The 21,506-nt window shown below is 68.7% G+C and carries 17 protein-coding genes and 1 pseudogene; 8 read left to right on the top strand and 10 right to left on the bottom strand.

Annotated features, from left to right (window positions below; all coding sequences use genetic code 11):
- The first annotated feature begins 45 nt into the window (after positions 1–45).
- The 6 genes and pseudogenes from ISN38_RS06215 (at position 46) to ISN38_RS20800 (ending at position 5,869) form a co-directional block, all read left to right on the top strand.
- Positions 46–540, top strand: coding sequence for a peptidylprolyl isomerase (locus ISN38_RS06215; protein ID WP_003470615.1), 495 nt, complete (start codon positions 46–48; stop codon positions 538–540).
- Positions 541–630: 90 nt separating this feature from the next.
- Positions 631–996, top strand: coding sequence for a glutaredoxin family protein (locus tag ISN38_RS06210; protein ID WP_038238803.1), 366 nt, complete (start codon positions 631–633; stop codon positions 994–996).
- A 44-nt stretch (positions 997–1,040) separates the two neighbouring features.
- Positions 1,041–2,027, top strand: coding sequence for a malate dehydrogenase (locus ISN38_RS06205; protein ID WP_003470612.1), 987 nt, complete (start codon positions 1,041–1,043; stop codon positions 2,025–2,027).
- 339 nt (positions 2,028–2,366) lie between these two features.
- Complete coding sequence (locus ISN38_RS06200) at positions 2,367–4,874, top strand: S9 family peptidase (protein WP_003470610.1); 2,508 nt, start codon at positions 2,367–2,369, stop codon at positions 4,872–4,874.
- A 130-nt stretch (positions 4,875–5,004) separates the two neighbouring features.
- Positions 5,005–5,484: pseudogene (locus tag ISN38_RS20805) on the top strand (AMP-binding protein); the annotation flags it as partial.
- Positions 5,485–5,572: 88 nt separating this feature from the next.
- A complete protein-coding gene (locus ISN38_RS20800) occupies positions 5,573–5,869 on the top strand; it encodes an AMP-binding enzyme (protein ID WP_230811657.1) in 297 nt (98 codons plus the stop codon).
- 113 nt (positions 5,870–5,982) lie between these two features.
- Here ISN38_RS20800 and ISN38_RS06190 read toward each other — a convergent pair whose 3' ends face one another.
- The 6 genes from ISN38_RS06190 to ISN38_RS06165 all read right to left on the bottom strand — a co-directional run bounded on the left by ISN38_RS06190 (position 5,983) and on the right by ISN38_RS06165 (position 13,780).
- A complete protein-coding gene (locus ISN38_RS06190) occupies positions 5,983–6,591 on the bottom strand; it encodes a glutathione binding-like protein (RefSeq protein ID WP_003470608.1) in 609 nt (202 codons plus the stop codon).
- A 79-nt stretch (positions 6,592–6,670) separates the two neighbouring features.
- Entirely contained in the window at positions 6,671–7,132 is a 462-nt protein-coding gene (locus tag ISN38_RS06185) for a cell wall hydrolase (RefSeq protein WP_003470606.1), read from the bottom strand.
- Positions 7,133–7,429: 297 nt separating this feature from the next.
- On the bottom strand, positions 7,430–8,731 hold the full coding sequence (locus ISN38_RS06180; protein ID WP_003470604.1) for a hypothetical protein: 1,302 nt from the start codon (positions 8,729–8,731) through the stop codon (positions 7,430–7,432).
- Between the two features lie 273 nt (positions 8,732–9,004).
- Positions 9,005–10,162: a glycerophosphodiester phosphodiesterase family protein gene (locus ISN38_RS06175; RefSeq protein ID WP_003470602.1), complete on the bottom strand. Its 1,158-nt coding sequence runs from the start codon at positions 10,160–10,162 to the stop codon at positions 9,005–9,007.
- Positions 10,163–10,355: 193 nt separating this feature from the next.
- Positions 10,356–11,276, bottom strand: coding sequence for a glycerophosphodiester phosphodiesterase family protein (locus ISN38_RS06170; protein WP_173427092.1), 921 nt, complete (start codon positions 11,274–11,276; stop codon positions 10,356–10,358).
- Positions 11,277–11,278: 2 nt separating this feature from the next.
- Complete coding sequence (locus ISN38_RS06165) at positions 11,279–13,780, bottom strand: TonB-dependent receptor (RefSeq protein WP_047324583.1); 2,502 nt, start codon at positions 13,778–13,780, stop codon at positions 11,279–11,281.
- A 108-nt stretch (positions 13,781–13,888) separates the two neighbouring features.
- Here ISN38_RS06165 and ISN38_RS06160 point away from each other — a divergent pair, with 108 nt between their 5' ends.
- Complete coding sequence (locus ISN38_RS06160) at positions 13,889–15,010, top strand: ROK family transcriptional regulator (RefSeq protein ID WP_003470596.1); 1,122 nt, start codon at positions 13,889–13,891, stop codon at positions 15,008–15,010.
- Here the strand turns inward: ISN38_RS06160 and ISN38_RS06155 are convergent.
- Positions 14,979–16,298, bottom strand: coding sequence for an MFS transporter (locus ISN38_RS06155; protein WP_058358952.1), 1,320 nt, complete (start codon positions 16,296–16,298; stop codon positions 14,979–14,981). The two genes, ISN38_RS06160 and ISN38_RS06155, sit on opposite strands and share 32 nt — an antisense overlap.
- A 214-nt stretch (positions 16,299–16,512) precedes the next feature.
- Here ISN38_RS06155 and ISN38_RS06150 point away from each other — a divergent pair, with 214 nt between their 5' ends.
- On the top strand, positions 16,513–16,797 hold the full coding sequence (locus ISN38_RS06150; RefSeq protein WP_003470593.1) for a Rap1a/Tai family immunity protein: 285 nt from the start codon (positions 16,513–16,515) through the stop codon (positions 16,795–16,797).
- 6 nt (positions 16,798–16,803) lie between these two features.
- Here the strand turns inward: ISN38_RS06150 and ISN38_RS06145 are convergent, their stop codons facing one another.
- The 3 genes from ISN38_RS06145 to ISN38_RS06135 form a co-directional block, all read right to left on the bottom strand.
- The gene (locus tag ISN38_RS06145; protein ID WP_058362078.1) at positions 16,804–18,852 is read right to left on the bottom strand and encodes an NADPH-dependent 2,4-dienoyl-CoA reductase; all 2,049 of its coding nucleotides are present in this window, start codon (positions 18,850–18,852) and stop codon (positions 16,804–16,806) included.
- A gap of 541 nt (positions 18,853–19,393) precedes the next feature.
- Positions 19,394–20,419 (bottom strand): zinc-binding alcohol dehydrogenase family protein, encoded by a 1,026-nt coding sequence (locus ISN38_RS06140; RefSeq protein WP_068873099.1) that lies wholly within the window; start codon positions 20,417–20,419, stop codon positions 19,394–19,396.
- Positions 20,420–20,471: 52 nt separating this feature from the next.
- Positions 20,472–21,506 (bottom strand): aldo/keto reductase, encoded by a 1,035-nt coding sequence (locus ISN38_RS06135; RefSeq protein ID WP_058364682.1) that lies wholly within the window; start codon positions 21,504–21,506, stop codon positions 20,472–20,474.

Genomic DNA, 21,506 nt, shown 5'->3' with positions numbered 1-21,506 from the left:
GTATTCTATGCGCCCCAAATGACGCCCCCGTTTCCAAGGAATCCCATGTCCCTGATCGCCCATTTCGACACCGCCCGCGGCCCGATCACGATCGAGCTGTACCCCGACAAGGCGCCGCTGACCGTGGCCAACTTCGTGAACCTGGCCAAGCGCGGCTTCTACGACGGGCTGAGCTTCCACCGCGTGATCCCCGATTTCATGATCCAGGGCGGTTGCCCGGAAGGCTCCGGCCGCGGCGGCCCGGGCTACCGGTTCGAGGACGAGACCAACAACGGCGTGCGCCACGATCGCGGCGTGCTGTCGATGGCCAATGCTGGTCCCAGCACCAACGGCAGCCAGTTCTTCATCACCCACACCGCCACCCCGTGGCTGGACGGCAAGCACACCGTGTTCGGCAAGGTGACCCAGGGCCTGGACGTGGTGGATAGCGTCGCCCAGGGCGATGCTATCAACAAGATCAGCATCGAAGGCGACACCGATGCGGTGCTGGCGGCCAAGGCCGACCGCGTCGCCGAGTGGAACCGCTTGCTCGACGCTTGAGTGCCGCCGCGACCGGCCATCGCGGCCGGTCGCCGATGGCCTGCGTGCTAACATTTGCCGGTTGACCGCCGCGCCCGAGCCTCGATGACGATGCGTCCCCTTTTGCTGTGCATGCTGTTGCTCGCAATCGGTGGCGGACTGCAGACGTGGTGGCGCAGCGGCCCGTCGGCAACGCTGGCGGCCAGCGATCCGCGGCGGCTCACCAGCGCAGACGGCAGCGTGATGCTTGCCGCCGACGGGTGCGGCGACTGCCGCCGGCAACAGGCCGATGTCGAACGTGTCCAGGTCCGCTACCGCGTGCTCGATGTGGAGCAGGAGCAGGGCCGCCGCGCGGCCGCCGCACTGGGCCGCGAAGGCGTGCCGATCACGGCGATCGGCCAGCACGTGATCGACGGCTACCGCATCGCTGATGACCGCGGCGCCGCCCCGGATGTGCACCTGCTGCCGCTCGGCTAACGCGTCTACTGACCCTGATCCCTTTTTTCGCAGAGGAACCCCCCATGAAGACACCCGTACGTGTTGCTGTGACCGGCGCTGCCGGCCAGATCGGCTATGCCCTGCTGTTCCGTATCGCCTCCGGCGAAATGCTGGGCAAGGACCAGCCGGTGATCCTGCAGCTGCTCGAGCTGCCGATGGAGAAGGCCCAGGCCGCGCTGAAGGGCGTGATGATGGAGCTGGAAGACTGCGCGTTCCCGCTGCTGGCCGGCATGGTCGGCACCGACGACGCCGAAGTGGCGTTCAAGGACGCCGACGTCGCCCTGCTGGTCGGCGCGCGTCCGCGCGGCCCGGGCATGGAGCGCAAGGACCTGCTGCTGGAGAACGCCAAGATCTTCACCGCGCAGGGCGCGGCGCTGAACAAGGTCGCCAGCCGCAACGTCAAGGTGCTGGTGGTCGGCAACCCGGCCAACACCAACGCCTACATCGCGATGAAGTCGGCACCGGACCTGAACCCGAAGAACTTCACCGCCATGCTGCGCCTGGACCACAACCGCGCGCTGAGCCAGCTGTCGCTCAAGCTCGGCAAGCCGGTCGGCGGCATCGAGAAGCTGGTGGTGTGGGGCAATCACAGCCCGACCATGTACCCGGACTACCGTTTTGCCACCGCCGACGGCGCCTCCGTGGCCGATGCGATCAACGATCAGGACTGGAACGCCGGCACCTTCATCCCGACCGTGGGCAAGCGCGGCGCGGCGATCATCGAAGCGCGCGGCTCGTCCTCGGCCGCCTCGGCCGCCAACGCCGCCATCGACCACGTACGCGACTGGGTGCTGGGCAGCAACGGCAAGTGGGTGACCATGGGCGTGCCGTCCGACGGCTCCTACGGCATCCCGGAAGGCGTGATGTTCGGCTTCGCGGTGACCACCGAGAACGGCGAGTACACCCTGGTCAAGGATCTGCCGATCGACGACTTCAGCCAGAAGTACATCGACAAGACCCTGGCCGAGCTGGAAGAAGAGCGCAGCGGCGTGGCGCACCTGCTGGGCTGATCGCTGTCGCGATCGCGTCACCGAACGCCGGGCTCTGCCCGGCGTTCTGCGTTGTGCGGGTTCCAAACCGGCCAGCCGCTTTCTACGAGATGGGAAAGCGTGGTCCTGGTTGAACAGCCGAGCGTACATAGCCCCTCTCCCCCTCGGGAGAGGGGTTGGGGTGAGGGTACGACGCGAAGCGACTCGCGCAGTTGGGTGCGCGAGGCTGCGCCCGTACCCTCATCCGGCCCTGCGGGCCACCTTCTTCCGTCGGGAGAAGGGATGTCGGCTTCGTCGAATGGCTGGCCGGCCAATGCGGTGTGCTACGTTTCCGCAGCCATTCGCCAGGGGAACAACCTCATGCTCATGCCGTATCGCTGGATCGGGGTGCTGGCCGTCGCCAGCCTGTTGCCGCTCGCCGCTTCTGCCGCCGCCGGCGGTTATCGCCAGCCGCCCGAACCACTGCTGGGGGTGATGCGCGCGCCGCTGAATCCGTCGCCGCGGCTGGATCCCACCGGCAAGACCCTGCTGCTGGTGCAGCGCACCCAGTATCCGCCGATCGCGCGCGTCGCCGAGCCGTACCTGAAGCTGGCCGGCGTGCGCGTGGAGCCACGCAGCCACAGCCGCCACGACATGTCCAACGGCTACGGCATCCGCGCCTGCCTGGAAGGTTTCAGCCTGGTCGACGTGGCCAGCGGCAAGCAGACCGCGGTGACCCTGCCGGCCGGCGCTTGTCCGGCACTGCCGGTGTGGTCGCCGGACGGGCGCCGTTTCGCCTTCAACAACACCGCCGCCGACCGCGTCGAGCTGTGGCTGGGCGACGTGGCCACCGGCAACGTGCGCCGCATCGACGGCGTGCAGCTCAACCCGGTGCTGGGCGGCGAGATCCAGTGGCTGGGCGGCAGCGACACGCTGCTGCTGAAGACCGTGCCGCAGGACCTGGGCGCGGCGCCGCGCAAGGCGGCGGTGCCGCCGGGGCCGGAGGTCAAGGAAACCATCCAGGGCAAGGGCGAGAGCAGCACCTACGAGGCGCGCGACACGCTGTCCAGTCCCGAGGACGAGGCGCTGTTTGCGTACTACGCCACTTCGCAGTTGCTCACCGTCGATGCGGCCAGCGGCAAGCAGAGCAAGGTCGGCGCGCCGGCGGTCTACACCGTGGTCGATGGCGCGCCCGACGGCCGCCACGTGCGCGTGGAGCGGCTCAAGCGGCCGTATTCCTACGTCACCACCTATGCGCGTTTCGCCCACGATGTGGCGGTGCTCGATCTGTCCAATGGCGGCGAGCGCGTGCTGGCCGATCTGCCGGTCGCCGACCGGGTGCCGGTGCAGGGCGTGCCGACTGGCCCGCGTGCGTATTCCTGGCGGGCCAACCAGCCGGCCACGCTGGTCTGGGCCGAGGCGCTGGACGGCGGCGACTGGAAGGCCAACGTACCGGCGCGCGACAAGCTGCTGACCCTGGCGGCGCCGTTCATCGCCAAGCCGCGCGAACTGGCGCGGGTGACCCAGCGCTACGCCGGCCTGTCCTGGTTCGCCCAGGGCGGGCAGGCGCTGCTGGACGACTACGACGAGAACCGCCACTGGCGGCGCACCACCCTGCTGAACGCCGACCGCCCCGGCACGCCTGGCCGCGTGCTGTTCGATCTGTCCACCGACGACCTGTATGCCGATCCCGGCACCCCCGAACTGCATATGCTGGCCAATGGCGAAGCGGTGCTGCGCGAGGACCGCGGCGCGCTGTTCTTGAGCGGGCAGGGCGCCACGCCGGCCGGCGACCGCGCGTTCCTGGATCGCTACGACCTGGCCAGCGGCAAGAGCGAGCGTCTGTTCCGCAGCGATGCCAGCGTCGACGAGGTATTCGCCGGGTTTGCCGGCGACGACACCACCCGGCTGCTGACCTGGCGCCAGTCGCCGACCGATCCGCCGAACGTGTACCTGCGCGCGCTGGGCCAGGTGCAGCCCGGCGCGGCGGCGGGCGAAGCGGTCTACGCATCCACCATCGCGCCGGTCACCCGCTTCCCCGATCCGACGCCGCTGGTGCGGCAGATCAAGAAGCGGTTGGTGACCTACAAGCGCAAGGACGGCGTGGAGCTGTCGTTCACCCTGTACACGCCGCCGGGCTACAAGGAAGGCACGCGGGTGCCGGCGATCCTGTACGCCTATCCGCTGGACTACGCCGACCCGTCCAAGGCCGGCCAGGTCAGCGGCGCCAACGAGCGCGACTTCACCCGCCTGCGTTCCTACCAGCTGTTGCTGCTGGCCGGCTACGCGATCATCGACGACACCGCGTTCCCCATCGTCGGCGATCCCAAGACCGCCTACGACACCTATCTGCAGCAACTGGTGGACAACGCCACCGCCGCGGTGGACAAGGCGGTGGAACTGGGCGTGGTCGATCGCCAGCGGATCGGCGTCACCGGCCACAGCCACGGCGCGCTGATGGCGGCCAACCTGCTCGCGCATACCGACCTGTTCCGCGCCGGCGTGGCGACCAGCGGCAGCTACAACAAGACCCTGACCCCGTTCGGCTTCCAGAACGAACGGCGCTCGTTCTGGGCCGCGCCGGAGGTCTATGCGCAGGCCTCGGCGTTCTTCCATGCCGATAAGATCGACGAGCCGCTGCTGATCGTGCACGGCATGGACGACGCCAACCCAGGCACCGAGACCACCCAGGCGCCGCGGCTGTTCCAGGCGATCCGCGGCAACGGCGGTACTGCGCGGCTGGTGCTGCTGCCGTTCGAGCCGCACTGGTATAGCGCGCGCGAGTCCAACGAGGATGTGGTGGCGGAAATGCTGGAGTGGTTCGACCGCTACGTGAAGCATGCGCCGCCACGTGCGGCGGCGGCGAAAGCGGCAGCGCAGAAGCAGTAAGCCGTCCACCGGCGGCGGCACAGGCAGGTGCCGCCGCCGCGTCGCCTGCGCCCTTCGACCAAGCTCGGAACCACGCCCGCGCTGCGCATGGACTATGCTCGGGCGGGTGCATCGCCTTGGGAGGGGCCGCATGGATTACGCGACACTGTACCGGCGCTCTATCGAGCAGCCGGAGCAGTTCTGGGCGGAGCAGGCCAAGGCCATCCACGGGCAGCGGCCGCCGCAGGCGATCCTGGATTACGACGACCCGCCGTTCCGGTGCTGGTTCGGCGGCGGGCTGACCAACCTGTGCCATAACGCGGTCGACCGGCACCTGCCCGAGCGCGCCGCGCAGTTGGCGCTGGTGGCGGTGTCCAGCGAGACCGGGCAGACCCGCGAATTCACCTATGCGCAGCTGCACGCCGAGGTCAATGCCTTCGCCGCGGTGCTGCTGCGCCTGGACGTGCAGCGCGGCGATCGCGTGGTCGTGTATATGCCGAACATGGCCGAGGCGGTGTTCGCGATGCTGGCCTGCGCGCGCATCGGCGCGGTGCACTCGGTGGTGTTCGGCCGTTTCGCCGCGCACAACCTGGCGTTGCGCATCGACCAGGCGCAGGGCAAGCCGGTCATCGACAACTACTGGCAGACCGAGACCGGCCGGCCGGATCGAACAAGCCATCGCCGGCCATGCGGACGTGGCCGAGGTGGAGGTGATCGGCATGCACGACGAACTGAAGGGGCAGGTGCCGGTGGTGTTCGCGACGCTGAAACAGCAAGCCGCGCCCGATGCCGCGAACACCATCGCCGCGCAGCTGCGGCAATGCGTGGTCGAGCGGCTTGGCGCGGTGGCGCGGCCGGCGCAGGTGTATCCGGTGCAGGCGTTGCCGAAGACGCGCTCGGGCAAACTGCTGCGGCGTTCGCTGCAGGCGCTCGCCGAGCAGCGCGAGCCCGGTGATCTGTCGACGCTGGACGATCCGGGCGCGCTCGACGTGATCCGTCGGGTGCTGGCGCGCTGAGGCCGTTCTGCAGCCAACGCAATGTTGGTATCAGCTGCCGCGAAAATCGTCCAGGAAGTTATCTGCGGGCGCAGCAAACACCACCCGCATGCGATGCGGCTGCGTCCCTGCGTTCACTCCAGACCTTCGGCCTGTAGCGCCGCCTGCACCTGCGGATCGGCGGCCATGCGCTCGAAGAAACGCTGCAGGTTGGCGCCGGTTTCGAGCTTCAGTCCCCGCGCCCACCGCAGGGTGACGAACAGATATGCATCAGCGATCGAACGCTGCGCGCCGGCGAGCCAGGGCTGCGTCGCCAACTGCGCGTCCACGCGCGCGTACAGCGTGCGCAGGCGCTCGCGCGCATGGTCCTGGGTGCGCGCGATCGTCGCCGCGTCCTCAAGGTAGCGCGTGCTGCCGAACAAGGGATGGAAGGCGGGGTGCAGGTCGGCGTTGAGGAAGGCGAGCCAACGCTGTACTTCGGCGCGACTGCGCGCGCTGCCATCGCCGGCCAGCTGCGCCGCGGGTGCGAGATCGGCGATGTAGTTGAGGATCGCCGAGTTCTGGGTCAGCACCCACGCGTCCACCTGCAGCGCGGGTACCGCGCCGGCAGGATTGATCGCCAGATAGGCCGCTGCTTTCATCGCGGCGGCATCGAGCAGTTCAAGTTCGAACGGCAGCTGCGCCCAGCGCAGCGCGATGTGGTCGGCCAGCGAACAGGCGCCAGGCTTGGCATACAGTTTCATTGCAGGACTCCGCACGGACAAAGGGCAGGCAAGCGTACCCGGCCTGGCGTGCGGTTGGCGATAGCGCCGCGCCAGCCGCTCAGGACGCGTTGCGCGGCCGCAGCTTCTGCACGCGGTAGAACGTGTGGTCGCCGATCGTCGCCACCTGGTAGGCGTTGCGCCAGCTCGGATTGGCGATCGCGTGCGCGGCGAAGTGGCTGGCGCCGGGCACGATCTCCTTGCGTTGGCCCTGCGGCAGCGCCCAGTTGCGTTCGGCGGCGAAGGCGACGTTGACCGCATCGGCCCAGGCGTCATCGTTCTTCAGTTCGGTACCGGGTTTCACCAGCCCCGGCGCGAATTGCTTTCGCGCGGTGACTACCTGGCACATCGAGTTGCCCCACAAGCCGCTGTCCAGGCGCCGCAGCGCGACTTCGGCCACTGCCTGCTGGCCGCGCAGCGTCTGGTCGCGCGCTTCCAGGTAGACGGTCGTGCTCAAACACAGCGAATCGGCGGCGGGTTGCGGCAACAGTTGCGACAGCCAGAGTATCCAGGCCAGTTTCATATGACTCCTTGCTCCGTATGGGCCGTCATCGGTGCTGCAGCGGGTGGCGCGGCAAGGCGATGCGGCTTGGCGTCATGGGGAGGCGGCCTGTCACGGGCCGCCCGGGTGCCGGCGTCATGTGGAAGCCGGCGGATCCGCCAGGATGGGCGGACCGGAAGTGGCGCGCACAATAGGCGCCGCTTCCACAATCGCAACTGAACCCTGACGATTGACAGGGTTCACCATCCGTGTGGAACGCGCGGCGCGCCGCGCCGCGCGCGGAGGGATCGAAGCGTGGTGTATCCGCTGCAACCAGGCTCAGGGAAACTGACCGCGCTGCATCAGCATGGCGTAGACCTTCACCACCGGATCGCGATGCTCGGCCAATTGCGCAAGCCGTTGCGCGCGGTCGGGCCAGCGCTGCATCTGCGCGGCGACCACGTGCAGATCGCCGAACCAGGTGTCGTGGTCCTGCGCGTAGTAAGGACCGGACAGCAACGCTGCCATCAGTGCGGCGCCGCGATCGCGCGATGCGCCGCTCGGCGCATATTCCAGATAGCGCAGCAGTTCGCGCAGCCGTGCACGCTGCACCCGGCCGCTGCCGTCGCCTGCCGCGGCTTGCTGCAGAACGCCATGGTCGAGCTGGTCGAGGAATTCGGCGGATGCTTTTTCCAGCGCCGGGTCGTCCGCAGAGGCGTCGGGCAGTAGCAGTTGCGTGCGCACGTTGTAGCCGGCCTCGCGGATCAACGAGATCGCTTCGTCGTCGATCGATTCCTGCGCCACCGGCGGTGCCGGCGGGATGCGTTCGTCCGGCAGTTCGGCGACGAAACGCTGTTCGAGCAGCCAGTGGTTGCCGAGCAGGCTCGCCGGGCAACGCGCCTGCGCCAGATGCGCCGCGACATACGTGCGGTACGCCGCATGCAGTCGCTCGCGCAGCGCCGCGTCCTGCAGCCATTGCAGCAGCAGCGGCATGTCCGCAGCGACGCTCAGCTCGGTGGCGGTGAAGCCTGGATCGTTGCCGCGGATGCGCGCGAACATGCGTACCAGGCTGTCGGCGACCTGGGACTGGCCGTTGCGCGCCAGCGCCGTGCTGGCGAGCACCATCTTCAGCGCCGGCGCCACGTCGGTTTCCTGTTGCGCCTTGTCCACGCGCTCGGCGAGCCACGCCGCCTGCGGCGCGGCCTGGGCCGGCTGCAGTGCGGTCGCCAGCGCGTAGGTGGGGCTTGGATCGTCGATCAGGTCGCCATCGCAGCCGGCGGCCTGCGGCGTCGGCAGCGCCGCGAACAGCGCGGTCGCCTGTGCGGGAGACGTCGCGAGGATGCGCGCAGCGCGCGTTTGCAGCGACAGCCGGTCTAGGCCGGCGGTGCGGGTGTCGCGCAACTCGTTGTTGTGCTCTTCGCTGGCATAGCCGGCGCTGGCCACGCCGGGCATGCGCCGTATCGCGCGTTCTGCCAGGACCGAGGCCTGTTGCGCCAGGCGCATCGCGGCGTCGCGGCGATCGCCGCCGGCCGCCGACGGCAGGTCTTTGGCGTCAGCGATGCGCAGCAGCGTGTCGGCCTGGAAATCGGCAGGTAGCGCCTGTGCCGCGGCGATGACCTCGCGCGCCGATGGGCCGGGCACGGTGTCGGTGGAAGACGGTGATGCGGACGGGATGTCGGTCGCGGAGACAGCGCGTTGCCGGGATGCCGGTGCGGCGGCTGGCGCGGTGGCGGCGCGGGCGCCTTCCGCGGTCGCTGCGCGTTGCAACAGGAGCCAGCTCACGCCGGCGACGAGGAGCAGGACAAACAGGTGACGGAGACGTGGACGGTGAACGGCACGCATAGCGGATGCTTCCTGGGTGGAGAGTGCAGCGGGAAGCCGGGGAGCGAACTCCCCGGCCGGATCATGCCGCGATCACTCGTAGCGCGAGGTATTCCGGAAAATGCGCGAACGGGTAATGCTGAGCGGGTCGTCGCTGATGATGTTGGTGAAGCCGGCCAACGCCTGCAAACCGAAGTCGGAGCGATCGTCGGCGATTTCGTTGCCGAAGTGCTTGGTGCGCGTCAGGTAGTCGCTCAGCGCCGCGCAGCAGGTCCCGTTGCTGCGCACGAAGTGCTGGCCGTCATGGCTGCTGATGCGGTACTCGGGCACCGGCGAGAACGCACCGAGCGCGAGGTGCTTGGACTGCTCGCTGGCCAGCAGTTCGCCGGTCGGATCGCTGCGGCGTGGCTGTTTGTTGCCGATTTCCAGCCAGGCGAAGCCTTTCTGGATGCGGGCCTGGTCGATCCACGCATTGACGTGGCAGAACGGCGAGTTGCTAACGGTCAATCCGCACAGGCCGGTGTAGCCGCCGTCGGCGAGCCTGTCCATGTCGCCGGCGTAGACGGTCGGTGCGAACGCGACGCCCTTGGTGTAACGGACGATGTCGTTTGGCGTGCGCGGCAGCAGCGAGGCGCTGAACTTCAGTACCACCTGGTTCTGCATGCCCAAGTAGAGGGCCAGGTCGGCTGCGCGCGACACCGCGTCCAGCGTCTTCAGGTCCAGCACCACGACCATGTGATTGGCGCTGTGGTGCACGGCATCCAACGCGTTGGCCAGCGGCACCGGGCGGTAGTTGGTCTTGGCGAAATTCCTGTCGCGCAGGAACGAATTGACCAGCTCGTGGCTGGTCATGGTGCGGATGTCCGGATTCCAGCCGGCCGGGTTGCTCCCATTCTGGAAGATGTTGAAGGCCGGCGAATGGGCGATCACGCGGCCGGCGTTCTGGTCGTGGAACAACCACGGCTGCCCGTCGGAGGACTGCTTGACGTCCAGTTCGATCGCTTCGATGTTGTTTCTGTAGGTATTGAGGATGGAGCAGGTGGAATTTTCAGGGCAGCCGTTGGTGACCAGGCCGCGATGCGCGATCACTGCGACGCTGGCGCGGTTGCCCTGGTAGGGGCTTTTCATGGCGTTGAGGATGTGTTGCGGATTCCAATTGTTGGCGGCCGAGGCGAGGCCGGACAACACGGTCAGCGAGGCGCAGGCCAGGACGAGCGATAAGGTCTTGAAGCGTTTCTTAGACGATTTCATGTGTTTCCCGTTGGGAGTTGATGGATATGGAACAGGCACAACAACGCCGATGGCGGCCGACCGTGTTGGCTCGACCGTCGCAGCGAATCGCTTGGAACGACGGGTGCGCCATCCATGGGCGCGATCTGGCTGCATGCCGACCGTGTGTGGCTTGAGTGCTCGCGAGGTTCGCGAGGATTAAGAGCGACGGTGGCTACCGGTGTATGTCCGATGTGCGCAAGTAGCGTTGCAGCGCCATTGGCTCGTCGGTCTGGATCATGCTCACCCCCTGTGTTCGCAGCGCGCCCCAGACGCTGGCCGGATCGCGCAGCGCGCGCTGGTCGGTGTAGTTCGCCGATAGCCGCATCGGCTTGCCGCTGGCGATGTCTTTGCTCATCGTGTTGACGAACAGGCGCGCATGCGGCGCCAATTCGCGTTGGGCGATGGCCAACACCGCCGGATCGTCGAACATCAATTGCACCACCGCCGGACGCAGTGCGGCGGCTTGGCGCAGCGCCTGTTGCGGCGAAAGCGCGGCATCGCGTTGCAGATACAGCACCTGCAACGCGATGCCGGCCGCGTGCGCGCGCTGCAGCGCAGCCTGCGGCACATCCAGCGGGACGTTCAACAGCACGTCCCGCTGCGCAGCGGCCGCATCGACCACGTCCATGACCTGGTCCAGCGCAGCGGCCTTGACGTCCAGGTTCACCAGCACCCGGCCGCGCGCCGCGGCCAGCGCCTGCGCCAGCGTCGGCGGGTGGCGCTTTGTCAGGATGCTGGTACGGCCGCCGCCGCGGCTGCGCACGCGCAACGCGGCGATCTGCGCCGCATCCAGCTCGGCCACCGCGCCATGTCCGTCGGTGGTGCGATCCACGCGCTCGTCGTGCATCAGCACCAGCGTGCCGTCGCGGGTGGTGCGCACGTCGACCTCGACCATGTCCACGCCATGTGCGATGCACGCGGCGATGCCGTCGAGGGTGTTCTCCGATGCAAACTTCCAGCATGCGCGGTGCGACACCACCAGCGCATCGCCGTGTGGATCGCGCAGGCGCTCCGGCAAGTCCGCCGCCGTCGCCGTCGCCGCCATCAGCGGCAGCCAGATCGCCGCGCCCATCAGCAGTTTGCGGTAGCACATGCTCACCACCGCCAGGTCAGCGACGCGTTGTAGTTGCGGCCGAAGATCGGACGCGCATAGATCGCCTCGGCGGTGCCTTGCCCGGACAGCGTATCCACCCGCGCGTTGCCTTCGGTCAGGCCGGCGCTATTGTCGACGTTGGCCGCATGCAGCTGCAGTTCCAGGTTGTCGCTGAGATGGGCGAACACGCCCAGGTCGTAGGTGGTGTAGGCGGGCAGCGCGGTGGCGTTGGTGTAATCGACGTAACGCTGGCCCATGCGGTAGGCGGTGGCCGACAGTTCGAGCGGACGCCCGGCGATGTCGAAGTACAAGGTCGGGCTGAGCGAGGCCATGAACTTGGGGATGCGCGAGATCTGCTTGTCGTCCAGATTTCCGTAGCTGGCGCCGGTGCTGGCATTGCTCAGGCTGCGGGTTTGCGGATCCTGCAGCGTGACCGAGCCGGTCATGCCGAAGTGCGCCGATGGACGCCAGGTGAACTCCGACTCCAGACCGAACGTCTGGGTCTGGCCGACCAGGGCCAGGGTCTGCACCGCACCGGCGTCGTCGAGCACGATCGCGCTGATCGACAGGTCGTTGAAGCGGCTCCAAAACCCGACGGTGGAGAACGACAAGGTGTCGCCGAAGGCGCCGCGCAGGCCGGCCTCGGCCTGGTCGATGTCGGTGACCGCTGCGTTCTGCGTCTGGTACACGTTCTGCAACCGCGGCAGGCGCTGCGATTTGGTGTAGCGGGCGAAGGTCTGAAACTGCGGGGTCAGCGCGAACTCGGCGCCGAGCGTCCATTGCGTGGCATGGCGGCGATCCTCGCGCGCGCTGAACGCGCCGCTGAGGCCGCCCGCACTGTCATCGGCCAGGGTGCCGGCATCGCCGAGGTTGCGCGTGGTGTTGGCGTACACGCCGCCGTTGGCGCTGTAGCGGGTGTAGCGCACGCCGGCATCCACGCCGAAGCGGCCGAAACGCACCGAATCCCATAGATACGGCGACAGGTAGGTACCGTTGGCGAAGCCGCGGGTGACGCCGTTGCCGTAGCGCACGAAGCCGTTCTGGGTGACCGAGCCGACCACGTTGCCGGCCGCGTCGTATGCCACCACGTCCAGCCGCTGCGCATTGTTCTGTAGCGTGGTCAGTACGGTGTTCTGCAGGCGGTCCTGGGCATATTCGAAGTGCTGCACGTTCACGCCGGCGGTGAGTGTGTGCTGGCCGAGCGCCGATTCGCCGAATGCCTTGCTCAGGCGCAGATCGTCGGACAGCGTGCGCAGGTGGGTGCGCGCGTTCCACAGGCCGCTTTCCAGCACCAGGCCGTCGGCGGCGGCCGGATCGTAGGCGGCGCCGTCGCGGCTGGCGACGTAGCCGACGCGGGCCACGCGGTTGCCGAAGCCGGTGCGCGCGCGACCGAGCTGGGTGGACAGGTAGGCGGCGGCGTCGGAGGGCGCGGCGCCGGAGAACAGCGCGGTGTAGTCCACTTCGGCATCGACGAAGCGCATGCGGTTGTTCAGGGTCAGGCCGTCGTCCAGGTTCCACTCCAGGTGGGTACCGAGTTGCTTGACCTTGTTGTGGATGCCGTCGGCCAGATCCAGGTTGCGGGACAGCAGGCGGTTGCCGTCGAAGGTCGGCACCGTTGTCCGGCGCAGGTCGTTGGACAGCAGGGTGCCGTCCAGCGGGTCGAGCAGCGCCGACAGCGACTGCGAAGGAGTGCGCGGATCGTCTAGCGGGATCGGGTTGTAGAACGCGGTGCGGTCGTCGAGGTACTTGGCGTCCACGTCGAGGATCGCATCGCCCATCAGGAAGGTCAGGTTGCCGCGCACCTGGCCGCCCTTGTCGGCGGTGTAGCCGGTCTTGCGCAGCCCATCATCGCTGCGGTGGTAGCCGCCGATGCTGTAGAGCACATTCTCGCTCAGTGGGCCGGAGCTGTAGGCGTCCTCGCGGCGCAGGCCGTCGCTGCCGACGGTCATGCGCACCGCGCCCTCGGGCGTGGCCGTGCCGTGGCGGGTGATGGCGTTGACCGTGCCGCCCGGCGCGTTGGTCGCGAACAGCGGCGAGGTGCCGCCGCGCACCACTTCCAGGCGCTCGGTCATCATGTCCAGCGAAAACAGCGTATCGACGTTGAAGAAGCTTTCCTGCGGCTCGTCAAACAGGGTCATGCCGTCTTCTTGGTATTGCACGTAGTACCAGCCGCCGGCGGGCAGGCCGCGCACGTACAGGTTCTGGCCGCCGCCCTGGCCGCCGGAGGGTTCGGCCGAGAAGCCGGGCACGGCGCGCAGCATGTCGACACTGCTGCTCGGTGCCGCGCGATCCAGGCGTTGCTTCGACACCACGCTGATCGCGAACGGCGCGTCCTTCTGCGACTGGCCCTGCGGGGTGCCGGTGACGACGATCTGATCCAGGGTAGTGGTGGCATCGGTAGCAGCGGGGGCCTGTGGCGGCTCCTGGGCATTGGCTGCGTTGGCGGCAAGAACGGAAGACAGGGCCAGCGCGAGCAGGCTCTGGTGTGGATGGTTGGTACGCATGGAACTCCCCATTAAAAGTATGTGGGGGTAATACTATTTACCATGTATGAAAATCATGTGTCCACATGCTAGCGTTGTGGCACATCCACTTCGGGTCCGCGCCGTTCCATGCTCCATGCCGATTTCCCGCCGCGCGTCAGCGCCGGCGGCCGCCAGTTGCTCGACCGTGTGTTCAAGGCCGGGGTGCAGACCCAGGCGGCGCTGAGTCGCGAGCTGGGCCTGTCGCAGCCCACGGTCGCGCGCCTGCTGCAGGGCTTCGTGCAGGACAGGATGGTGCAGCTCAGCGCGCGCGCCGCCGGGGGGCGCGGCAACCCCAGCGTCGATGTGCGTCTGGCGCCGGACTACGCCTACGCGTTCGGCATCGGCCTGATGGGCGACGTGGTGGCGCTGGCCTTGGTCGATTTCGCCGGTGCGGTGCGCGGCCAGCGCCGCGTCGGCCTGGCCGACATGCGGCGTGCCCCGGTGCTGGCGCAGCTGCTGCGGTTCCGCGAGGAACTGCTTGCCGAAACCGGCGTGGATCCGGCGCGGGTAATCGGCGCGGGCATGGCGATCTCGGCCTTCTTCACCGGGCAGGGCCAGCAGATGGCCGGGCCACCGGCGCTGGAGGACTGGACCCAGGTCGAGTTGGGGCCGATCCTGGAGGAGGCGTTGGGCTGCCCGGTCACGGTGGAGAACGACGGCGCGGCAGCGGCGGTGGCCGAGAGCCTGTACGGGGTCGGCCGCGACTGCCGCGACTTCGCCTACCTGCACCTGACCAACGGCTTCGGCGGCGGCATCATCGCCGACGGCCGGCTATTCCGCGGCCATCGCGGCAATGCCGGCGAGTTCGGCGGCATCTGGACCGTCGGCGGCATGGCCTATCCGAACCTGGACGCCTTGCTGGCCCTGGCGCGGGCGGCGGGGCAGGACCACGCCAGCGTCGAGCAGATGCTGGGCGCCATCGGCCCGCACAGCCCGGGCGTGGACGCCTGGCTGGCGCAGGCCGAAGCGCCGTTCTCGCAGCTGTGCGCGTACCTGGCCTACACCCTGGATCCGCAGGCGATCGTCATCGGCGGACGCCTGCCGGCACCGATCGGCTTGCGCCTGATCGAACGCATCCGTATCCCGCGTGCACCCAACCGGCATGGCCTGGCGCCGCCGCTGCCGGAACTGCGCATCGCGGGTACCACCGGCGACGCGGTGACCCTCGGCGCGGCGCTCATTCCATTGCAGCGGGCCTTCTTCGCCTGAGCGGGCGGCGCGCGGACAGCAGCGCCAACAGCAGGCACAGCGCACCGCAGGCCAGCGGACCGGCGGCCATCGCCCAGCGCAGCAGCTGGCAATGGCCGCCGCGGTAATCCACTGCGCCCAGCAGCAGTCCGATCACGACGATGCCGGCGGCCAGTGCCACCTGTGCGCTGGCGACCAGCGCGGCGAAGCACAGCGCGTGCTGGGCCAGCGCGCGCCTGGCCGTCAGTTGCGCGTGCCAGGCCCAGACCAACTGGCCGCCGCTGCCGCCGATCGCGCCGATGCAGGCGGCGGCGAGCAGGCTCAGCCGCGGCATCGCCGGCAGCGCCAGCGCGAACAGTGGCGCGCTCAACAGCAGCGCTGCGCCAAGCCATGCCAGCCGTCGCTGCGGCGGATGCTGCCGGCCCAACCGCGCCGCCAGCGGTTGCACCAGCACCGACCCCAGCGCATAGGCGATCAGCACCGCGCTGCCCCAGCCTGGCGACAGCAGGCCGTAGGCGGCCACGTACGGCGCCAGTTTGTTGAAGGCGGGCAGGGTCAGCGACATCGCGGCGATCAGCAGCAGCGGCTGCCAGGGAATCGCGTGCCAGCACGGCGCCGGCGCGGTACGCGTGGGCGCGTCGGCAGTGGTGTGCCCACGCGGCGCGGCATCGCGCAGCAGCGCGCGGCGCAGCAGCAATGCGCATACCACAGCCACGGCGGCCAGCAGCGCACTGGCCTGCAGTGCGAAAGCCGCGCCGTCGGCGCCCGGCGCCAGCATCGCGCCAACCATCGCGCTGATCAGCAGCGCCGCGATGCCGCTGCCGGCCAGACGCAACGCGCTGGCGCCGTCGTGGCCGCGCCATGGCCACTGCACCATGCTCAGCAAGGTGTTCTGCGCCACGTCGCAGACGGCGTAGGCGATGCGGAACAGCAGGCTGAGCACCAGCACGTAGCCCAACCGCAGCGGCGCCGGCAACAGCGGCGCGGCGAACACCAGCAGCAGCGCCAGCGCCGCCGCGCTCAGGCCGAGCCATTGCAGGTGCCCGCTACTGGTCACCTCGCGCAATCGCCGGCGCAGGTTCCAGCCGGCGACAAGACCAATCGCTGCGCTGACCAGCAGGCCCAGCGCCAGCACCAGCCCGGCGGCGGCCGCGCCCAGTTCGGCGTGTTCGGTCAACGAATAGATCAGCAGCAGTTCGCTGGCGTACCACAGCAGGCTCTTGCCGAAATGCGCGCAGGCATACGCCGCCAGCGCTTTGTGCGGCAGCGCGGGCAATGGCGGCGGGGTGGCGGGCGGCGTCCGGTGCATCTGACGCCTTATAGCGGCGCGATGCGACAGCACTAAGTCCAGGCGTGCCGATCGGTGCCTGCTAGGGTCGGGGATAGTGGCTCGAGCCATCCGGGGAGGTGTCCATGCCCGTGCGCATTTCGTTCCTGTTCGCGCGGCTTGCGGCGCGAAGCCTGTGCTGGCTGCGCCTGCGCGGACATCGAACGCCGATGTCCATCAGCTATCCGCGGCGCACTTGCTGCAACTGCTCAAGGGCGATCCGGAGGCCGTTGCCGGGCTGCAACCGCAACTGGCCGAACGCCGTCGCCAGCAGGCCAGCGAAGCGGCGAAGTTCTACATCGCCGGCGTCGCCGACGGTGCCGAGGGTGTGCAGTGGTGCGCCGGCAGCGGCGTGCTGCGGCACGAACTGGCCGATCGCGTGTACACCGCGCTCAGCGCGTTGCCGCCGGCCCAATTGCAGCAGCGCGCCTCGATCGCGGTGAGCCAGGCGTTGCGCGCGTCCTTTCCCTGCTCCAGGTAGGCGCGCCTACAACTGCGCCGCCAGGCGGCTACCCTGGGCGATGGCACGCTTGGCATCCAGTTCCGCGGCGACATCGGCACCGCCGATCAGGTGCGGCTTGCGACCGGCCGCCTGCAGCGCAGCGTGCAGGTCGCGGCGCGGCTCCTGGCCGGCGCAGACCACCACGGTGCCGACCGGCAGCAACTGCTCGGTGCCCTCCACGCGGATGCGCAGCCCGGCGTCGTCCATGCCCAGGTATTCGACCCCGCCGAGCATGGTCACGCCCTTGGCCTTCAGCGTGGCGCGGTGGATCCAGCCGGTGGTCTTGCCCAGGCGCGCGCCCGGACGGCCGGCACTGCGCTGCAGCAGCCATACCGTGCGCGCCGGCGCTTCCGGCTGCGGCTTGCGCAATGCGCCGCGCGTTTCGAACTGCGGGTCCACGCCCCATTCGGCCATCCACCGCGCCGGGTCCAGCGCGGTCGAGACGCCGGCGTGCACCAGGAACTCGCCGACGTCGAAACCGATGCCGCCGGCGCCGATGATCGCGACCTTGTCCGCGGCCTGCACCCGGCCGTGCAGCACGTCGAGATAATTGACCACATTGGGATGATCGGCGCCGGGAAACTCCACCGCGCGCGGCACGATGCCGGTGGCCAGCACCACCTCGTCGAAACCGGTCAGCAGTGCCGCATCGGCGGTGGTATGCAGGCGCACATCCACGCCTGTGGACTTGAGCTTGTGGCGGAAATAGCGCAGCGTCTCGTGGAATTCTTCCTTGCCGGGAATGCGCTTGGCCACGTTGAACTGGCCGCCGATCTCCGCGGCGCTGTCGAACAGGGTGACGCGGTGGCCGCGTTCGGCGGCCACCGTGGCGCAGGCCAGTCCGGCCGGGCCGGCGCCGACCACGGCGATGCGCCTGGGCGCCGCCGTGAGCAGGTAGTTCAGTTCGGTTTCGGCCGCGGCGCGCGGGTTGACCAGGCAGCTGGCGGTCTTGTTCTCGAACACGTGGTCCAGGCATGCCTGGTTGCAGGCGATGCAGGTGTTGATCGCCTGCGCCTGGCCGCGTCGCGCCTTGTTCGGCCACTCCGGATCGGCCAGCAGCGGCCGCGCCAGCGACACCATGTCGGCGCCGCCGCCGGCGAGGATGCGTTCGGCCACGTCGGGCATGTTGATGCGATTGGTCGCGATTAGCGGCACCCGCACGTGCGGCTTGAGCTTGGCGGTGACGCCGGCGAACGCGGCGCGCGGTACCGAGGTGGCGATGGTGGGGACGCGCGCCTCGTGCCAGCCGATGCCGGAATTGATCAGCGTCGCGCCGGCGGCTTCGATCGCCTGCGCCTGCATCACGATTTCCTGCCAATCGCTGCCGTCCTCGACCAGATCCACCAACGACAGCCTGTAGATGATGATGAAGTCCGGCCCGCACGCCTCGCGGATGCGGCGCACGATCTCCACCGCGAAGCGCATGCGCTTGCGCGCGTCGCCGCCCCAGGCATCGTCGCGGCGGTTGCTGCGCGGGGCCACGAATTCGTTGATCAGATAGCCTTCCGAGCCCATCACTTCCACGCCGTCGTAGCCGGCCTCGCGCGCCAGCCGCGCGGCGCGCGCATAGGCGCCGATCTGGCGTTCGACCCCGCGTACGGACAAGGCGCGCGGCGTGAACGGATTGATCGGCGCCTTCAGCTTCGACGGCGCCACCGACAGCGGGTGGTAGGCATAGCGCCCGGCATGCAGCAGCTGCAGGCAGATCTTGGCGCCGTGGTCGTGCACCGCGCGGGTCACCTGCCGGTGGGGGCGCACTTCCCAGGGCCACGATAGCTTGCCGCCGAACGGTTTCAGCCAGCCGACTACGTTCGGCGCGAAGCCGCCGGTGACGATCAGCCCGGCGCCGCCGGCGGCGCGTTCGGCGAAATACGCGGCCAGCTTGGGGAAGTCGCGCGCGCGATCCTCCAGGCCGGTGTGCATCGAGCCCATCAGCACCCGGTTGCGCAGCTGGGTGAAGCCCAGGTCGAGCGGGGCGAACAGGTGCGGGTAGGCTGGGGAGGACGGGTCGGGCTGGCCGGAGGCGGGCGACATGGTTTGGATACGCTTGCGTACGGAAGCGCGCAGGGTGACGCGAAATCCGGGCGACGGCAAGAGGGGGCGTGTGTGCGGGTTGCCTGCGGTAGTTGGTCCTGGCACAGGGATTTTGGAGCTTTGAAGCAAGAGCAACGGTTTCCGCTGGCGCGGGTCACTTTTCTTTGCTTGTGCAAAGAAGCGCTCCTCAGCAGCCGCAGGCTGATCAAAGTAACCAAAAGAAACGCTTTACCACAGCCGAAGGCTGGTCAAGCACACCCCGCAGCGCGCCTTCCGCGCTGCGCGCTCCAGGTCCGCAGCCCCGACGGGCATTTTTCGATGGCACATCCATGTGCCATCGAAAAACGTCGCGCATCCTGCGCGCCGCCCTTCGGGTTTTCGCCCGTCGGGTCTGCCGCGCTGAGGGGACCCGGTAGATCAAAAGCAACAACAACAAAAGCAGCGGCAACGCTCTCGGCCATGGCAAGCATTGCGGCCAATGACCGCCGCGCACGCAAAGCACGGCGATCGGGTCTGTGTCCGATCGAACTGCGCCGGCCGCTCAGCCCCAGCCAACCAGCGCCAGCTTGCCGATGGTGCTGCCCGATTCCAGCCGCCGGTGCGCCTGCCGCAGGTTGGCCGCGTTGATCGGCGCCAGCGTCTCGGTCAGGGTGGTGCGCAGTTTGCCGGCGTCGATCAGGCTGGCGGTGCGCGCCAGAATGCGGTGCTGCTCGATCATGTCGGCGGTCTTGAAGCGCGCCCGCGCGAACATCATTTCCCAGTGGATGCCGATGCACTTGGCCTTGTACGGATCGCCGATGCGCAACGCGCCGGCCGGTTCCACGATCAGGCCGACATGGCCCTGCGGCGCGATCAACTCGCCCAGCGCATCCCAGTAGCGGTCGGTGTCGGCCAGGTTCAGTGCCGCATCCACCTGTTCGATGCCCAGCGCCTGCAATTGCAGCGCCAGCGGCTGGCGATGGTCGATCACGTGCTGCGCGCCCAGCTGCAGGCACCAGTCGCGGGTCTGTGGGCGCGAGGCGGTGGCGATGACCTCAAAGCCGGCATGCCGCGCCAGCTGGATCGCGATCGAGCCGACGCCACCGGCGCCGCCGATCACCAGCAGCCGCCGGCCGCGGTTGCGCTCGTCGTCGAAGTCGAACGGCATGCGCTGGAACAGCAGCTCCCAGGCGGTCAGCGTGGTCAGCGGCAGTGCCGCGGCCTGCGCGAAATCCAGCGTCGCCGGTTTGCGCGCGACGATGCGCGCGTCGACCAGCTGGTACTGCGCATTGCTGCCGGAACGGGTGATGTCGCCGGCGTAATAGACCTCGTCGCCTGGCTCGAACCCGGCGACATCGGCGCCGACCGCTTCGACCACGCCGGCCGCGTCGTAGCCCAGCACCTTGGGCTGTGCTTCCACCTGCGGCTTGGGCGCGCGCACCTTGGTATCGACCGGATTGACCGAGACCGCCTCCACCCGCACCAGCAGGTCGAAGCCGGTGGGCGCGGGCGGGGTGGGCAAGTCGGTATCGAACAGCGACTGCGGATCGTCGATCGGCAGGTGGTGGGTCAGGGCGACGGCTTTCATGATCTCTCCAGGGAATGGGGAAGTAGTTGCTGCGGCGCGCGGCGTATCCGGCTCAGACCGGCCGCGGATTGCGCTCGGCGAAACCGCGCTGATGCCAATACGGATACGGCGGCACCACCGCGCTGGCCGCGTCCAGCCGCTGCACCTGTGCGGCGTCGAGGTGCCAGCCGACCGCGCCTAGGTTCTGCCGCAACTGCGCCTCGTTGCGCGCGCCGATGATGACGCTGCTCACCGTAGGCCGCTGCAGCAGCCAGTTCAGCGCGATCTGCGGCACGCTCTTGCCGGTTTCGGCAGCGATCGCCTCGAGCGCGTCGATCACCCGGTACAGGTGTTCGTCCTCCACCGGCGGGCCGGCCTCGGTGACCTTGCTGTTGTGCAGCCGGCTGCTTTCCGGCAGCGGCTGGCCGCGGCGGAGCTTGCCGGTCAGCCGGCCCCAGCCCAGCGGGCTCCACACCACCGCGCCGACGCCCTGGTCCAGCCCCAGCGGCATCAGTTCTTCCTCGTAGTCGCGGCCGATCAGCGAGTAGTAGGTCTGATTGGCGACGTAGCGCGACCAGCCGTAGCGATCGGCCACCGCCAGCGACTTCATCAGGTGCCAGCCGGAGAAATTGGACACGCCCAGATAGCGGATCTTGCCGGCGCGGACCAGGTCGTCGAGCGTGGACAGGGTTTCTTCCACCGGCGTCTTCGCGTCGAAGCCGTGCAACTGGAACAGGTCGATGTAGTCGGTGTCCAGGCGCTTGAGCGCGGCATCGACCGCGCGCAGCAGGTGGAAGCGCGAGGAGCCGACGCTGTTCGGATCGTCGGGGTCGAAGCGGAAGGTGGCTTTGGTCGAGATCAGCACCTGGTCGCGGCGGCCCTTGATCGCCGCGCCCAGTACCGATTCGGCGGCGCCGCCGGAATAGATGTCGGCGCTATCGAACAGGTTGACTCCGGCCTCCAGGCAGATGTCGATCAGGCGCCGTGCCTGATCCACGTCCGAATTGCCCCAGGCGGCGAAGAAGGCGTTTGAGCCGGCGAAGGTGCCGGTGCCGAAGCTGAGCACGGGGACCTTGAAGCCGGAGGCGCCGAGATGACGGTATTCCAT

Origin of the sequence: Xanthomonas translucens pv. undulosa, from assembly GCF_017301775.1 — a bacterium.
Lineage (GTDB): Bacteria > Pseudomonadota > Gammaproteobacteria > Xanthomonadales > Xanthomonadaceae > Xanthomonas_A > Xanthomonas_A translucens.
This window is presented reverse-complemented; position numbering and strand designations above follow the sequence as displayed.

Coding starts and splice junctions, on each gene's coding strand:
- ISN38_RS06215 (WP_003470615.1), top strand. CDS start 46: ATGTCCCTGATCGCCCATTTCGACACCGCCCGCGGCCCGATCACGATC.
- ISN38_RS06210 (WP_038238803.1), top strand. CDS start 631: ATGCGTCCCCTTTTGCTGTGCATGCTGTTGCTCGCAATCGGTGGCGGA.
- ISN38_RS06205 (WP_003470612.1), top strand. CDS start 1,041: ATGAAGACACCCGTACGTGTTGCTGTGACCGGCGCTGCCGGCCAGATC.
- ISN38_RS06200 (WP_003470610.1), top strand. CDS start 2,367: ATGCTCATGCCGTATCGCTGGATCGGGGTGCTGGCCGTCGCCAGCCTG.
- ISN38_RS20800 (WP_230811657.1), top strand. CDS start 5,573: ATGCACGACGAACTGAAGGGGCAGGTGCCGGTGGTGTTCGCGACGCTG.
- ISN38_RS06190 (WP_003470608.1), bottom strand. CDS start 6,591: ATGAAACTGTATGCCAAGCCTGGCGCCTGTTCGCTGGCCGACCACATC.
- ISN38_RS06185 (WP_003470606.1), bottom strand. CDS start 7,132: ATGAAACTGGCCTGGATACTCTGGCTGTCGCAACTGTTGCCGCAACCC.
- ISN38_RS06175 (WP_003470602.1), bottom strand. CDS start 10,162: ATGAAATCGTCTAAGAAACGCTTCAAGACCTTATCGCTCGTCCTGGCC.
- ISN38_RS06170 (WP_173427092.1), bottom strand. CDS start 11,276: ATGTGCTACCGCAAACTGCTGATGGGCGCGGCGATCTGGCTGCCGCTG.
- ISN38_RS06165 (WP_047324583.1), bottom strand. CDS start 13,780: ATGCGTACCAACCATCCACACCAGAGCCTGCTCGCGCTGGCCCTGTCT.
- ISN38_RS06160 (WP_003470596.1), top strand. CDS start 13,889: ATGCTCCATGCCGATTTCCCGCCGCGCGTCAGCGCCGGCGGCCGCCAG.
- ISN38_RS06155 (WP_058358952.1), bottom strand. CDS start 16,298: ATGCACCGGACGCCGCCCGCCACCCCGCCGCCATTGCCCGCGCTGCCG.
- ISN38_RS06145 (WP_058362078.1), bottom strand. CDS start 18,852: ATGTCGCCCGCCTCCGGCCAGCCCGACCCGTCCTCCCCAGCCTACCCG.
- ISN38_RS06140 (WP_068873099.1), bottom strand. CDS start 20,419: ATGAAAGCCGTCGCCCTGACCCACCACCTGCCGATCGACGATCCGCAG.
- ISN38_RS06135 (WP_058364682.1), bottom strand. CDS start 21,506: ATGGAATACCGTCATCTCGGCGCCTCCGGCTTCAAGGTCCCCGTGCTC.